Here is a 13,171-nt window from a genome sequence, read left to right as displayed (position 1 = left end):
GCGGTCACAACGACGCTAGGGCGTCGGACGGCGGCCGCTCCAGGCCTCTCGGCACTCGTCGTCGCAGAAGTGGAGATGCGAGATGTCGCCGTCCTTGACCCACGAGACGACCCGGTGGTCCGGCTCCTGCATAATCTTCTTTCCGCACGTGTGACACGTCGGTGCGGTGCTCTCGTCGACGTCCTCCCCAATGTCTGACGTGGGGTCGATCATCTTTCCAGTCAGTAACGGGAAGCCAGTCTTAAAACCCGCTATCTCGCGCCGCCACGACGATCAGCTCCCCGGATGGGGGCAGGTCATCGTGGTGCGTGCGTCGAGGTCGGTGTAGGTGCGTTCGCGGCCGTCGGGCCAGCGGACGGTGAGCGATTCGGGCGTCGCCGACCCGAGGCCGAAGTGGGCGACGGGTTCCATCTGGCACAGGTAGCCGCTCCCGGCGTCGATGACGCGGGACTGGTGGCCGGCGTCCGTCTGGAGGTCGACGCGCGCGCCCCGGGCCGGCGCACCGTTGGCCGTCAGGGGTCGCACCCGAAGCCAATCGCCGTCGTTCGGGGCCGCGAACAGCGAGAGGGGTTGGGCCTCCCCCTCGCCATGGACCACGAGGAGTTCGAGCGTCCCGTCGCCGTCGATGTCGGTGACGGCGGCGCCCGTCCCCAGCCCCTCGGATTCGAGGGCATCGCCGACGCCCGTCTGGGTCCACCCGCCATCGTCGACGAGGAGGCGGTTCGGGGCGCCGAGGCAGTTCATGAACAGTTCCTGTCGGCCGTCGTTGTCGAAGTCGGCGGCGATGACGGTCCGGACGCGCGCCGGCCGGGCGAGGTCGGGCGGTGCGGTGTCGGTGAAGGCATCGTCGGCGAGTGTGAACAGACGGTTCTCGCCGTTCCAGTTGCCACAGACGATGTCGGGCGTCGACGCGCCGTCCGGGGTGACGAGCGCGGCCCCGCGGGCGTTCTCCTCCGGGTCGTCGACGCCGTACTCCCGCGCCACGTCGACGAACGTCCCGCCGGCGTTCCGAAGCAGGAGGTTCGGCCCGCGCTCCGTGCCGAGAAAGAGGTCGGTCCGGTCGGAGAGAATGGGGCCGACGACAACCGAGCGCCCGCCGGTCACTATGTCGAGACCGACGGCGTCGGCGAGGTCCGTGATACCGCCGTCGTCACCCACCTCGTAGAACCGTCCGGGAGAACCGTAGCCGGTGACGTACATCCCGTAGCGCCCGGTTCCGAGGCGGTCGATGGCGGCGACCGACCGGCCCACGCGGTAGTTCTCGCGGCCGCGGTTGAGCGGGTCGGCGAAGAGGTCACGCCACGTCCCCTCGCCGGTCGGGTCGAGCAACAGGTCCGCCTCGTTGGAGGTGCCGCCGAAGGAGGCGACGTTGTGGACGTACACCTCCTCGCGGCCGTCGGCGTCGAGGTCGGCGGCGGCGACGCCGATGGCGTGTCGCCCCTCGTCGGCGAGGACGCCACACGCCGTGTCGACGACGCGGCCGTCGTCCCACCGGAGGACGCGATTGGCGGCGCCGAAGCCAGCGACGAAGACGCGTGCCCCGTCCGGCCCGGCAGTGACGGCCGCGCCGTACCCCCGAAACGGAGGGTTGTCGGCGAGCAGCCCCGAGCGGTCCTCGAACATACTTCCCCCAGCAGTCGCGGGGTTAAGAGTCGCACGCTCCGGCGTCTACTCCCGGACGTCGGCGAGGGTTTGCTGGACTGCCTCCTCGCCCACCGCGGCGGCGAGGTGTTCGAATCCGCGACGCTCGCGGCGGTCGCCCGCGTTGGCGACGAGGCGGGAGACGATGAACTCCGGCGTCGACTTGCCGACGGTGCCGAAGCGCGGCTGGTAGTCCACCCGGAGGTCGAGGTCGGAGGTCAGCCCCTCCGCGAAGATGCCGTCGATGCGAGCGGCGTCGGGGAGCGGACTCAGGTCGTCGGCGAGGTGCGTGACGTAGACGCCGAGGGCGCCGCGCTCGACGGTGAGGTCGACCAAGCCGTTCAGGAGGTCCGCGGCCCGCCCGGGTTCGGTGATGGCCTCGAACTCGTCGACGAGCATCAGCGTCCGCCCGTCGTCGGTGAGCGGCGGGACGATGGACTTCAGCGTCGACTCCAGCACGCCCGCGTTGAAACTCGCGTGACGGCGGTGGAAGACGATAGCGTCGAACCGTCCGACTTCGGCGCGGTCGGCGGGCACCGGCAACCCCATCGCAGCGAGTAGTGCGACCGAACAGCAGGTTTCGAGCAGCGTCGTCTTCCCGCCGCTGTTCGCGCCGGTGAGGACGGCCACGCGGTCACCGCTCGGCGGCGACAGGCCGTGGTCGCCGACGGCGTAATCGACCGGCTCCGGGTCGTCGAGAAAGAGGTTGCGCGCCCCCTCGACGGCGAGGCCGTCGCCGCCGAGTATGGGCCGGGTGAGGTCGTGCGCCGCCGCGAAGCGGGCAAGGGAGAGGTCGACCGCCACGTCGTCGACGGCGGCAACGGCCCGGTCGATGTCCTCGCGGGCGTCCGCGATGGCGGCGCGAAGGTCGTCCTCCACTTCGCGTTCGCGCTCCGTCTCGCGTCGCTCCAGGTCGTCCACCAGCGCTCGGAGCGACGTGCTCACGAAGTCGGCGGCGTCGCGGGCGTCGTCCGGCGCCACCTCCTCGACGGCCGCCCGTGAAAGGCGAGTCTCGCGGTCGACGTAGTCCGCGAAGGCGCGCCGGAAGTCCTCGAGGTCCCTGACGCCCGTCTCGCGCACCCGTTCGAGCACGTCGAACGACGAGTTCTCCAGCTCGCGGGCGTCGTCGAGGCGGGCGCGCACGTCGTCGAGTCGGTCGTCGGCGCCCGCGGCGACGCCGTCGGGCGTGACGTACTGCAAGGCGTCGGCGGCCTCGCGGACGGCGTCGGGGTCGATGTCGCCGAGGGCGTCGAACGTGTCGCCGTCGAGGCCTGCGTCCCGGAGCGCGAGGGCGGCGTCGACGGCGGCGCGTTCGGTCCCGTCCGCGTCGTCGTAGGCATCGAACGCCGCGACGACGGCGTCGCGGCTCGCGTCGTCGAGGCTCTCCCACGCCTCGCGAGCGGCCTCGACGGCATCGAGGCGGGCCGTGACGGCGTCGGGGTCCGAGAGCGGCGTCAGCACGCGGATTCGGTCCGCGGCGTGGCGCGTCAGGGCGTACTCGCTCGCGAGTGCGAGGAGGTCGTCGTACACCTCGCGTGCGTCGCGCGTTGCGAGGGCGTCCATCCCCGCCTCGTCGTTGGCGCGACGGAGGATGCGCGTCGCTCGGCCGCGCGTGACCCCGGCGTCGGTGAGCGCGCGCACGTCCGCGGATTCGATGGCGTCGACGGCCGCCTCGGCCCCCAGCGTCTCGCGGAGGCGGTCGCTCGTCTTCGGTCCCACACCCCAGAACTCCTGCAGTCGCATACCGGTGGCAGTCGGGCCGCGCGTATAGTGGTTTCCCGCGCTCCGACAACGACACGCCTTTTCCGCCGGCCCGAGTAGGCGTGGTATGGACGCGAAGCGGGAACTGACGAGCGTCGACCTCGCCGCTCTCGTCGCCGAACTCAACCGGTACGAGGGCGCGAAAGTCGACAAGGCCTACCTCTACGACGACGACCTTCTCCGATTTCGGATGCGGGATTTCGACCGCGGACGCGTGGAACTGATGATCGAAGTGGGCGAGGTGAAACGCGCCCACGTCGCCGACCCGGACCACGTCGCGGACGCACCGGGACGCCCGCCGAACTTCGCGATGATGCTTCGCAATCGGCTCAGCGGCGCCGACTTCGCCGGCGTCGAGCAGTACGAGTTCGACCGCATCCTCGAGTTCACGTTCGAACGCGACGACGAGAACACGCGCATCGTCGCGGAACTGTTCGGGCAGGGGAACGTCGCCGTCCTCGACGAAGCGGGCGAAGTCGTCCAGAGCCTCGAAACGGTGCGACTCAAGTCACGCACCGTCGCGCCGGGGTCGCAGTACGGCTTCCCCGAGTCGCGCCTGCACCCGCTGGAGATGAGTTACGACGCCTTCGTCCGGCGGATGGAAGAGTCCGACACCGACGTGGTGCGGACGCTCGCCACCCAACTCAACTTCGGCGGCCTCTACGGCGAGGAACTCTGTTCGCGCGCCAACGTCGAGAAGACCCTCGACATCACCGAGGCCGACGAAGAGGTGTACGAGGCACTCTACGACGCCATCGGTCGACTGGGTGACCGCCTGCGCGAGGGCGACGTGGAACCGCGCGTGTACCTCGAAGACGACCACGTGGTCGACGTGACGCCGTTCCCGCTAGAGGAGCGTGAAGGGCTGGCACAGGAGGCCTACGACTCGTTCAACACCGCGGTCGACGAGTACTTCAACCGACTCCAGCGCGAACCCGAGGAGGAGACGTCGACGGGGACGGAACGCCCCGACTTCGAGGCGGAAATCGCCAAACAGGAGCGCATCATCGAGCAACAAGAGGGTGCCATCGAGGGGTTCGAAGAGCAGGCGGAGGCGGAACGCGAACGCGCCGAGGCGCTGTACGCCAACTACGACCTCGTCGACGACATCATCTCGACGGTGCGTGACGCCCGCGAGGCGGGCGAGGGGTGGGACGACATCGAAGCGACGCTGGAAGAGGGAGCGGAACGCGGCATCCCCGCCGCGGAGGCGGTGGTCGACATCGACTCGAAGGAGGGGACGGTGACGGTCGACTTAGACGGCACGCGTGTGCCGGTCGACGCCGCCATGGGCGTCGAGAAAAACGCCGACGAGCTGTACAAGGAGGCGAAGCGAGTCGAGGAGAAAAAGGAGGGTGCACAGGCGGCCATCGAGAACACGCGCGAAGAGTTGGAGGCGGTCAAACAGCGCCGCGAAGCATGGGAGGCCGACGACGACGAGGACGAAGCGGACGACGACGAGGAACCGGAGGACGTAGACTGGCTCTCGCGGTCTTCCGTCCCCATCAAACAGCCCGAACACTGGTACGAGGATTTCCGGTGGTTCCACACGAGCGACGACTTCCTCGTCGTCGGCGGGCGGAACGCCGACGAGAACGAGGCTCTCGTCAAGAAGTACATGGAGAGCAACGACCGCTTCTTCCACACGCAGGCCCACGGCGGCCCGGTGACGATTCTGAAGGCGACGGGGCCGAGCGAGAAGGCTCGCGACGTCGATTTCCCCGACTCCAGTCTCCGAGAGGCGGCGCAGTTCGCCGTCGCCTACTCCTCGGTCTGGAAAGACGGCCGCTTCGCAGGTGACGCGTACATGGTCGACCCCGACCAGGTGTCGAAGACGCCGGAGAGCGGAGAATACATCGAGAAAGGCGGGTTCGTCATCCGCGGCGACCGCACCTACTTCCGAGACGTGTCCGCGAGCGTCACCGTCGGCATCCAGTGTGAACCCGAGACGCGCGTCGTCGGCGGCCCGCCGGCGGCAATCGAGCCGAAGGCGGCGACGACCCTGCGGCTGGAGCCCGGAAAATACGCCCAGAACGACGCCGCGAAGCTGTGTTACCGACGGTTCAAAGAGCAGTTCGCCGACGAGTCGTTCGTCCGGAAGGTGGCCAGCCCCGACCGCATTCAGGAGTTCCTGCCCCCCGGCGGGAGCGACATCGTCGACGAGTGAGGACGCGGCCGCCGAATCGAATGACAAGGCATGAGTCGTTGGCCCGCGACCCACCGATATGCGAATTCAGAGCCGTGGTCGCGGCGAAGAGGGGCGCACGCGACTGACGGTCGTCCCCGAGAACGTCGACGACCTCTGGCATCTCTCCTACGTCCTCGAACCCGGCGACGACGTCGAGGGCGACACGAGTCGACGCATCCAGCGCGCCGACGACCAGATGCGCGACACCGGTGGCGAACGCGAACACATCCACGTCACCCTCGAAGTCGAGGACGTGGAGTTCGCCCGCTTCGCCAACCGCCTGCGCGTCGGCGGCACTATCGTCGGCTGTTCCCGGGAGGACCAGCTCGGCCACCACCACACGATTAACGTCGAGGAACACGACGAGCTAACGATTGTCAAACACTTCAAGCCGGACCAGATGGAGCGCATCGAGGAGGCCGAATCCGCGTCCGAGAACCCGGACGTGGCTATCGCGACGGTGGAGGAGGGCGAAGCGCACGTCCACACCGTCGCCCAGTACGGCACCGAGGAATACGCGTCGTTCACCCGCCCGACTGGAAAGGGGGAGTACGCCCGCCCGCGCGAGGAACTGTTCGCGGAGTTGGGTGAGGCGCTGGCCCACCTCGACCCCGACGCAGTCATCCTCGCCGGCCCCGGCTTCACGAAACAGGACGCCCTCGACCACTTCGATGAGGAGTTCCCGGACGTGTCCGAGAAGACGACCACCGTCGACACCTCGGGCGTCGGTGACCGCGGCGTCCACGAAGTGCTCAAGCGCGGCGCCCTCGAAGACGTGCAGACAGAGACGCGCATCGCCCGCGAGGCGGAACTCATCGACGACTTGACCGAGCGGATGGCGACGGGCGAGAAGGCGACGTACGGCCCCGAGGCAGTCGCCGAAGCAGCGGAGTACGGCGCCATCGAGACGCTCCTCGTCCTCGACGACCGACTCCGGGAGGAGCGACAGGGACGCGGCGATTGGGACGTGGACGCCGACGAGATAATCACGTCCGTCGAGCGCCAAGGCGGGGACGTGGTCGTCTTCTCCGGGGAGTTCGACCCCGGACAGCGCCTGAAGAACCTCGGCGGCATCGCAGGATTGCTACGTTATCGACTGGAGTGAGATGCAGCGACACCAACTCGGGCAGGCGCTCATCGGCGTCGCCTGCGCCCTCTTCGTCGGCGGCGCGGTGGCGCTCGTCGCCGGACTACTCGGCGCCGGCGCGGTAGTCCCCATCGGCGTCGTTGCGCTCGGCTGTCTCGGCCTCGGCGGCGCGCTGGCGATGCCGGAGTAACTACTCTCGCCCCGTCAGCGCGTCGCTCGCGGGGGCGAAGTCGATGGTGCTGCCCAGTCCCGCGTCCTGGGCCTTCTCGTACACGAGGGCCGCGCCGGCGGCCGTCTCGATGCCCGTCCCACCGCTGTCGAAGACGGTGATTTCGTCCTCGTCGGTCCGGCCCTCGGCGACGCCCGCGACCACCTCACCGAGTTCGGCGTGGCAGTGGTCGGCGTCGACAGCGCCGGAGTCGACGGCGTGCATGTACGACCCCGCGTCCTGCGTGAGTCGGTCGCGGAGGTCGACCACGTACGTCGCACGCTCGACGGTCCGCTCGTCGAGTTCGCGTTTCTCGGGGTGGTACTGCCCCATCGCGGTGACGTGCGTCCCGGGGTCGAGTAAGTCACCGTCGAAGACCGGTTCTGGCGAGTTGGTGGCGGTGACGACGATGTCGGCGCCCTCTACGGCAGCGGCGCTGGAGGAGACGGCGGCGACGCTGGCGTCGAGGCGGCGGTCCATCTCGCCCGCGAAGGACTCGCGACTCGACTTGGTGGGGGAGTAGACCCAGACGGTTTCGATATCGCGGACGGTGTCGATGGCGCGGAGTTGGCCGCGGGCCTGCGCGCCGGAGCCGAAGACACCGACGGCGGTGGCGTCGGGGCGGGCGAGGGCGTCGACGCCGACGGCGCCCGTCGCCCCCGTCTTGAACGGGTTCATGCTCGCGCCGTCGAGGAGCGCGAGCGGTTCGCCGGAGTCGGCGTCGAACAGCGGCGTGACGAACCACGCGTCGCCCTCGCCGAAGCCGGCGCTGTACATGTAGCCGCCCATCACGCCCGTGTCGGGGAGGACGGCGGTGTAGGAGGTGAACAGGCCGGCAGGGTCGTCGTTGTAGAGCGCGGTCCGGGGGTCGGCGGGCGCGCCCTCGCCGCGCTGGCGGTAGCCGTCGCGGACGGCGTCGACGTACTCGGCGGGCGTCGCGAGGCCGGCAACGTCGTCGCTGGACAGGAACAGCGTCTCGGTCATATCCGGAGTCCGAGCGGACGACAGTTATAGCTACGGCGCGGTCAGGGGCGCTCGACGTGGTCGGAGCGTTCTCGCTCGGAGTCGGGAACCGGTTCGGGGGCGGCCCGTTTCCGCCGGTCGGCGCGGTACAGCCGAAGCATCTCCTCGAGGAGGATGGCGTGGCGGTCACCAGCCGCGTACTGGTGGTCGATGAAGTCCTCGGCGTCGTTGAACTTCCCGCGGAGCGCGAGTTTGCGGACGAACGATACCGACTCGAAGAAAGGCGGTTCCTCCCGGTCGGTGTCGGCCCCGAGGGTCTGTTCGGGGTCCGGCATCACTTCCGACTTGATTTCGCGGTAGTCGATGGTCTCCGGGTCGTAATCGTCGAGCACCTGATTCAGGACGTAGTCCGTCGAGAAGCGATAGAACTCGGATTTGCTCTCGAAACGGCCGTCCTCGACCAGCGCTTCGATTTCGCCGACAACAGACTCGGGAAACCGGACGGTGCTCTTGACCATATGCCACACCGAGCATCTGAAGGATAATATACCTTTGTCAGACGCGTCGGAGAGGCTGGCGGTGTCAGTAATGGCGACTGCCGGGGCAGTGACACACGTCACCACTCGTTCTGATGCCATTAACAATAATTATATTTCAAGTTCATCTCAGAAGCAATTAAATGCCTCGGACCCGTTACTACGTGTATGAACGGGAACGACCGATCTATCGTTGGGCTGGCGTCGCTGGCCCACGCGATGGTCCATACCTACGAGTTGTCCATCCCGATTTTCGTCTCTATCTGGCTGCTGGAGTTCGACGTGCTCCAGCTCGGCGGGATGGAGTTCGGCGTCACGCAAGCGACGCTCGGGCTGATAGTTACCGCCGGGTACGCGCTGTTCGGTATCGGTGCGCTCCCCGGTGGCGTCATCGTCGACCGCCTCGGCTCTCGGCGCCTCATCGCCGTCTGTCTGTTCGGGATGGCCGGCGCCTTCTTCCTGCTCGGCACCGCGTCGACGCTCGTCGTCGTGACGCTCGCACTCTTGCTGTGGGGCGCGGCGGCCAGCGTCTACCACCCTGCGGGACTGACGCTCATCAGCAAGGGTGTCGACGAGCGCGGAACCGGCTTCGCCTACCACGGCATCGCGGGCAACCTCGGCATCGGTCTGGGTCCGCTCGTCACCGCCATCCTCCTCCTGCTGTTCGACTGGTCGACGGTGGCGATGATTCTCGCCGTTCCCGCCGCCGTCGCCGGGTTGTACGCCCTGCGCGCGGAATTCGACGAGACGGCCGCCGTCGACGCCGTCGCCACCGATGGGAGCGGGACGGCCCGCGGACAGAGCGGCGTCGACTCGCTCGGCGAGTTCGCCGTTACCTCGAAGCAGCTGTTCTTCGGCGCCTTCGCCGTCGTCTTCGCCATCGTCGTCGCCAACGGCCTCTACTACCGCGGCGTGTTGACCTTCCTCCCCGACCTGCTGTCGGGAATGCCGGGTTTCGAACCCGTCGCGCTCTCGTCGCTCGTCCCCGGACTGGAGGCCAGCAGTGACCGGACCCTCAACCCCGAGCGATACTTCTACGCCGGCCTGCTACTCGTCGGCGTCGCCGGCCAGTACGTGGGCGGCAAACTGACCGACCACATCTCGCCGGAGAAGGGCATCGCAGCGGTGTTCGGCACGCTCGCCGTCCTCGCGCTTGCCTTCCTCCCCGTGGCGTCGCTGGGCATCGCGCCCCTGCTGGTCTTCGGCGCGCTCTTCGGCGCGACGCTCTTCGCGGCACAGCCGCTCTATCAGGCCGCCGTCGCCGACTACTCGCCCGCCGGCACCCGTGGCCTCTCGTACGGCTACGTCTACCTCGGCACCTTCGGCGTCGGCGCCCTCGGTGGTGCGCTCGCCGGTGCCATCCTCACCTACGCGAACGCGAGTGCGCTCTTCGCGACGCTCGCTGGCGTCGCCGTCGTCGCCGCGGTGCTCGCGACGGTCCTCCTGCGCCGAAAACAGAGCGAAGAAACCGACGAAACCGCCGCTTAGCGGAGTTTGAAGTAGACCGTTCGCCAGACTGCGAGGCCGACGAGGCCGACGCCGAGCGAGACGGCGACGAACGTCAACTGTACCCCACCGTGGACGAGCGGCGTCGCCCGGATGCCGAGTGCGATGGCGTCCGCGAGGAGCCACGACCGGAGCGCGAGGGGGACGGCCGCCTTCGACGACTCCGCGGCACCGGGCGAGTAGGCCCCGAGAAGCGGCGCGGCGAGTATCCAGCCCACGAGGAAGGGCGCGATGGTCACCGCGAGATACCCCGGATTCGACGTGACGAAGGCGACGCCGTGGTGGCGAATCGTCCCCCCGCTGAACAGGACGGCGATGAGAAGCAGGTCACCGACCGCTATCGGGGTCGTGCGCCCGTCCAGACGACGCTCGAAGAAGTCCGCGACTGCGTTGGCCATATCCGGCCATTCGCCCGGGGCCTAATGGCTCTCTCGTTTTTTCCCGACGACCGATACCGCGAACGCCAACGGTTTTCCGGTCGGTGGCGTAGCCCGCCCATGGAGTTCGCCGTGCTCGGCTGGCCGGAAGACGGCCCGACGCTCCGACTCGATTACCGGCGCTTCGCGTACGCCGGCAAGTTCGTCGTCGGGTCGACGGGGAAGGCCGTCGTCCGCGACGGCGCCGAGTCGGCGGGGAAGTACGCCGACCACGTCCTCGCGGCCGCGTCGTTCAGCCCCGACCGCACCGACGCCGACTGTCTCGTGGTGCGATACGTGACCGTCCGCGACGACCGGCAAGGCGAGGGTCTCGGGTCGCGCTTGCTGGCGTTCGTCGCCGCCCGCGCCGCCGACCACGGCTACGAGCAGGTCCGCATCGCCGTCAACAACCCCGCGGCGTTCGTCGCTGCCTATCGCGCCGGGTTCGCGTTCACCGGCCGCGAGACGGGGCTGGCCGAACTCGTCTGCGAGCGACCCGCCGACGCACCGGCGACACGCGACGCCGACGCCTACCGCGACGGCCTCGACCGCTATCGAGAGCGCGACCTCGATTCGGCGGCCCGGGACCGACTCGACGCGAAGGCGGCGGCCGGCCCGCCCGCCCCTATCGACGCCGAACCCGGGAGTTGAAATCGGACGGCGCCGTACGGAGCGGCAATGGGTAATGCAGACCTCCGCCAACTCGCCGCTCTCTCGGACGTGTCGTGGGACGAGGTGGCCGGAAGCGTCGTCGCCGTCGACGCGCACAACTGGCTGTATCGCTACCTCACGACGACGGTCAAGTGGACGAACGACGCGGTGTACACCACCGCCGAGGGCGAGGAGGTGGCGAACCTCGTCGGCGTCGTGCAGGGCCTCCCGAAATTTTTCGACCACGATATCACGCCCGTGTTCGTCTTCGACGGGGGCGTTACGGAACTGAAAGACGCGGAGGTGAGCGAGCGACGCGCGAAACGCGAACGCGCCGAGGAGCGACTGGCCGAAGCCGAGGAACGCGGCGACGCCGTCGAAGCCGCGCGCCTCGAAGCCCGCACGCAGCGCCTGACCGACACGATTCTCGAGACGACGCGCGACCTCCTGAGTCTGCTGGACGTGCCCGTCGTCGACGCACCCGCCGAGGGAGAGGCGCAGGCGGCGTACATGGCCCGCCGGGGCGACGCCGACTACGCAGGGAGCGAGGACTACGACACGCTGTTGTTCGGTGCGCCCCACACGCTCCGTCAACTGACGAGCAAAGGCGAACCGGAGCTGATGGACCTCGACGCGACGCTCGACCGTCACGGCATCACGCTCGAACAGCTCGTCGACGTGGCGGTCCTCTGTGGCACGGACTTCAACCCCGGCGTCGACGGCGTCGGGCCGAAGACGGCGCTCAAGGCGATCACCGAACACGGCGACCTCTGGAGCGCCATTGAGGCCGAGGGCTGGCAGGTGGCAAACGCCGACCGAGTGCGTACCCTGTTCCGCGACCCGCCCGTGACCGACGACTACGACCTCGACCTCGACCTCGACCCCGACGTGGCCGCCGCCCGGGAGTTCGTCGTCGAGGAGTGGGAGGTCGACGCCGACGAGGTGGCGCGCGGCTTCGACCGCATCGAAGACGCGCTGGTCCAGACGGGGCTGGACCGCTGGACGTAGCCGCGGCAGGTTTTTTCTCCACCCCACTCGTCTGTGAGCATCATGTCCCTCCAGGTCTCTCGCTTCCGCCTCGGCTGGTGGAGTTTCGGCCTCGTCCTCGGGGCAGCGCTCGTCTACGTCGTCCACACCTTCATCGGCACGTTCGTCTTCGGGGTGTTCATCTACTACGCCACCCGGCCCATCTACCGGCGGTTGAAGCGCCGCATCAGGCCGCCGAGTCTCGCCGCGGCCGTCTCGCTGGTCGCGCTCGCTCTCCCGGCACTCGCGCTCATCGTCTACGCCCTGAGCATCGCACTCGACGAACTCCTGAAGTACGTCAACGAGGGGGCGTTCGACCCGACGCGGTGGCCGCTCGTCGATCAGGACCTCCTCGGGAGCATCGCCGACCCCGCGACCCTCCTCGAACTCGACCCGAACCAGTACCTGACCAGTCAGGGCATCCGCTCGCTCGTCTCCTCGCTCGGGTCCGCCGTCGACACGGTGGCGTTCGTCGGCGTCGGCGCCGTCCACCTGTTCGTGATGCTCGCACTCGCGTTCTATCTGCTCCGCGACGGCCACCGCCTCGGCCGGTGGACGGTCAGAAAGTTCGGCGACGACCGGGGCGTCCTCGAAGCGTACGCCCGCGCCGTCGACCGTGACTTCAAGGCCATCTTCTTCGGCAACATCCTCAACGCCGTGTTGACGGGGAGCATCGGCGTGCTCGCGTTCTCGATTCTGAACGTCTACGCGCCGCCGGGACTGGCGATTCCCGCGGCCCCCCTCGTCGGACTGCTCGCGGGCGTTGCGAGCCTGATTCCAATCGTCGGCATGAAACTCGTCTACATCCCTGTCGCGCTCTATCTCGCGGCGATGGGCGTCCTGACCGACCCGTCGGGACTCTGGTTCGTCGCGCTGTTCGCCGGCGTCGCGTTCGTCATCGTCGACACGATTCCGGACTTGGTGCTCCGGCCGTACGTCTCCGGGCGGAGCCTCCACGTCGGCAGCCTGATGATTGCGTACACCTTCGGGCCGCTCCTCTTCGGCTGGTACGGTATCTTCCTCGCGCCGATGCTGCTGGTGTTGGTCATTCACTTCGCCCGACTGGTGCTCCCGGAGCTCATGGACGGCGAACCGCTCCAGCCGTACACGGTCGACCCCGGGTCGCTCGTGACGGTCGAGTCGGACGAAGAGTAGCGACGTTTCTCACCGGTGTTACGAAAAGGAAGC

General features: G+C 68.5%; 13 protein-coding genes. 7 read left to right on the top strand and 6 right to left on the bottom strand.

Going from position 1 to position 13,171, the window contains the following annotated elements:
* Positions 1-15: 15 nt before the first annotated feature.
* From BLU18_RS08995 to BLU18_RS08985, 3 genes are read right to left on the bottom strand one after another with little or no spacing between them, the layout of a single operon-like run.
* Positions 16-213: a DUF7576 family protein gene (locus tag BLU18_RS08995; protein ID WP_092634174.1), complete on the bottom strand. Its 198-nt coding sequence runs from the start codon at positions 211-213 to the stop codon at positions 16-18.
* A gap of 60 nt (positions 214-273) precedes the next feature.
* Positions 274-1,623: a CRTAC1 family protein gene (locus BLU18_RS08990; protein WP_092634172.1), complete on the bottom strand. Its 1,350-nt coding sequence runs from the start codon at positions 1,621-1,623 to the stop codon at positions 274-276.
* Between the two features lie 45 nt (positions 1,624-1,668).
* Positions 1,669-3,384 (bottom strand): P-loop NTPase family protein, encoded by a 1,716-nt coding sequence (locus BLU18_RS08985; protein WP_092634170.1) that lies wholly within the window; start codon positions 3,382-3,384, stop codon positions 1,669-1,671.
* A gap of 85 nt (positions 3,385-3,469) precedes the next feature.
* Between BLU18_RS08985 and rqcH the strand changes: the two genes are divergently transcribed.
* From rqcH to BLU18_RS14870, 3 genes are read left to right on the top strand one after another with little or no spacing between them, the layout of a single operon-like run.
* Positions 3,470-5,569, top strand: a complete 2,100-nt coding sequence (gene rqcH, locus BLU18_RS08980; protein WP_092634168.1) for a ribosome rescue protein RqcH — start codon at positions 3,470-3,472, stop codon at positions 5,567-5,569.
* Between the two features lie 58 nt (positions 5,570-5,627).
* The gene (locus BLU18_RS08975) at positions 5,628-6,695 is read left to right on the top strand and encodes an mRNA surveillance protein pelota (protein WP_092634166.1); all 1,068 of its coding nucleotides are present in this window, start codon (positions 5,628-5,630) and stop codon (positions 6,693-6,695) included.
* A gap of 1 nt (position 6,696) precedes the next feature.
* The gene (locus tag BLU18_RS14870; protein ID WP_176791217.1) at positions 6,697-6,867 is read left to right on the top strand and encodes a hypothetical protein; all 171 of its coding nucleotides are present in this window, start codon (positions 6,697-6,699) and stop codon (positions 6,865-6,867) included.
* Here the strand turns inward: BLU18_RS14870 and BLU18_RS08970 are convergent, their stop codons facing one another.
* On the bottom strand, positions 6,868-7,869 hold the full coding sequence (locus BLU18_RS08970) for an ornithine cyclodeaminase family protein (protein ID WP_092634164.1): 1,002 nt from the start codon (positions 7,867-7,869) through the stop codon (positions 6,868-6,870).
* A gap of 41 nt (positions 7,870-7,910) precedes the next feature.
* Positions 7,911-8,366, bottom strand: coding sequence for a hypothetical protein (locus BLU18_RS08965; RefSeq protein WP_245697936.1), 456 nt, complete (start codon positions 8,364-8,366; stop codon positions 7,911-7,913).
* 186 nt (positions 8,367-8,552) lie between these two features.
* On the opposite strand from BLU18_RS08965, the gene BLU18_RS08960 reads away from it, so the two are divergent.
* Positions 8,553-9,872, top strand: a complete 1,320-nt coding sequence (locus BLU18_RS08960; RefSeq protein WP_092634162.1) for an MFS transporter — start codon at positions 8,553-8,555, stop codon at positions 9,870-9,872.
* On the opposite strand, the gene BLU18_RS08955 is transcribed toward BLU18_RS08960, so the two are convergent.
* Positions 9,869-10,288: a DUF3054 domain-containing protein gene (locus BLU18_RS08955; RefSeq protein WP_092634160.1), complete on the bottom strand. Its 420-nt coding sequence runs from the start codon at positions 10,286-10,288 to the stop codon at positions 9,869-9,871. The two genes, BLU18_RS08960 and BLU18_RS08955, sit on opposite strands and share 4 nt — an antisense overlap.
* A 99-nt stretch (positions 10,289-10,387) precedes the next feature.
* Between BLU18_RS08955 and BLU18_RS08950 the strand changes: the two genes are divergently transcribed.
* From BLU18_RS08950 to BLU18_RS08940, 3 genes are read left to right on the top strand one after another with little or no spacing between them, the layout of a single operon-like run.
* Positions 10,388-10,957, top strand: coding sequence for a GNAT family N-acetyltransferase (locus tag BLU18_RS08950; RefSeq protein WP_092634158.1), 570 nt, complete (start codon positions 10,388-10,390; stop codon positions 10,955-10,957).
* Between the two features lie 27 nt (positions 10,958-10,984).
* Positions 10,985-11,965, top strand: a complete 981-nt coding sequence (gene fen, locus BLU18_RS08945; protein WP_092634156.1) for a flap endonuclease-1 — start codon at positions 10,985-10,987, stop codon at positions 11,963-11,965.
* A gap of 42 nt (positions 11,966-12,007) precedes the next feature.
* On the top strand, positions 12,008-13,138 hold the full coding sequence (locus BLU18_RS08940) for an AI-2E family transporter (RefSeq protein ID WP_092634154.1): 1,131 nt from the start codon (positions 12,008-12,010) through the stop codon (positions 13,136-13,138).
* The last annotated feature ends 33 nt before the right edge of the window (positions 13,139-13,171 follow it).

It is taken from the genome of Haloplanus vescus (genome assembly GCF_900107665.1).
Taxonomy (GTDB): Archaea; Halobacteriota; Halobacteria; order Halobacteriales; family Haloferacaceae; genus Haloplanus; species Haloplanus vescus.
The sequence above is the reverse complement of the archived record's forward strand: the minus strand, read 5'-3'. Positions and strand labels throughout refer to the sequence as shown.

What these genes read in the sequence shown, in the direction of transcription:
- BLU18_RS08995 (WP_092634174.1), bottom strand. Translation starts at nt 213, where the DNA reads ATGATCGACCCCACGTCAGACATTGGGGAGGACGTCGACGAGAGCACC.
- rqcH (WP_092634168.1), top strand. Translation starts at nt 3,470, where the DNA reads ATGGACGCGAAGCGGGAACTGACGAGCGTCGACCTCGCCGCTCTCGTC.
- BLU18_RS08950 (WP_092634158.1), top strand. Translation starts at nt 10,388, where the DNA reads ATGGAGTTCGCCGTGCTCGGCTGGCCGGAAGACGGCCCGACGCTCCGA.
- BLU18_RS08990 (WP_092634172.1), bottom strand. Translation starts at nt 1,623, where the DNA reads ATGTTCGAGGACCGCTCGGGGCTGCTCGCCGACAACCCTCCGTTTCGG.
- fen (WP_092634156.1), top strand. Translation starts at nt 10,985, where the DNA reads ATGGGTAATGCAGACCTCCGCCAACTCGCCGCTCTCTCGGACGTGTCG.
- BLU18_RS08960 (WP_092634162.1), top strand. Translation starts at nt 8,553, where the DNA reads ATGAACGGGAACGACCGATCTATCGTTGGGCTGGCGTCGCTGGCCCAC.
- BLU18_RS08985 (WP_092634170.1), bottom strand. Translation starts at nt 3,384, where the DNA reads ATGCGACTGCAGGAGTTCTGGGGTGTGGGACCGAAGACGAGCGACCGC.
- BLU18_RS08970 (WP_092634164.1), bottom strand. Translation starts at nt 7,869, where the DNA reads ATGACCGAGACGCTGTTCCTGTCCAGCGACGACGTTGCCGGCCTCGCG.
- BLU18_RS08975 (WP_092634166.1), top strand. Translation starts at nt 5,628, where the DNA reads ATGCGAATTCAGAGCCGTGGTCGCGGCGAAGAGGGGCGCACGCGACTG.
- BLU18_RS08965 (WP_245697936.1), bottom strand. Translation starts at nt 8,366, where the DNA reads ATGGTCAAGAGCACCGTCCGGTTTCCCGAGTCTGTTGTCGGCGAAATC.
- BLU18_RS08955 (WP_092634160.1), bottom strand. Translation starts at nt 10,288, where the DNA reads ATGGCCAACGCAGTCGCGGACTTCTTCGAGCGTCGTCTGGACGGGCGC.
- BLU18_RS08940 (WP_092634154.1), top strand. Translation starts at nt 12,008, where the DNA reads ATGTCCCTCCAGGTCTCTCGCTTCCGCCTCGGCTGGTGGAGTTTCGGC.
- BLU18_RS14870 (WP_176791217.1), top strand. Translation starts at nt 6,697, where the DNA reads ATGCAGCGACACCAACTCGGGCAGGCGCTCATCGGCGTCGCCTGCGCC.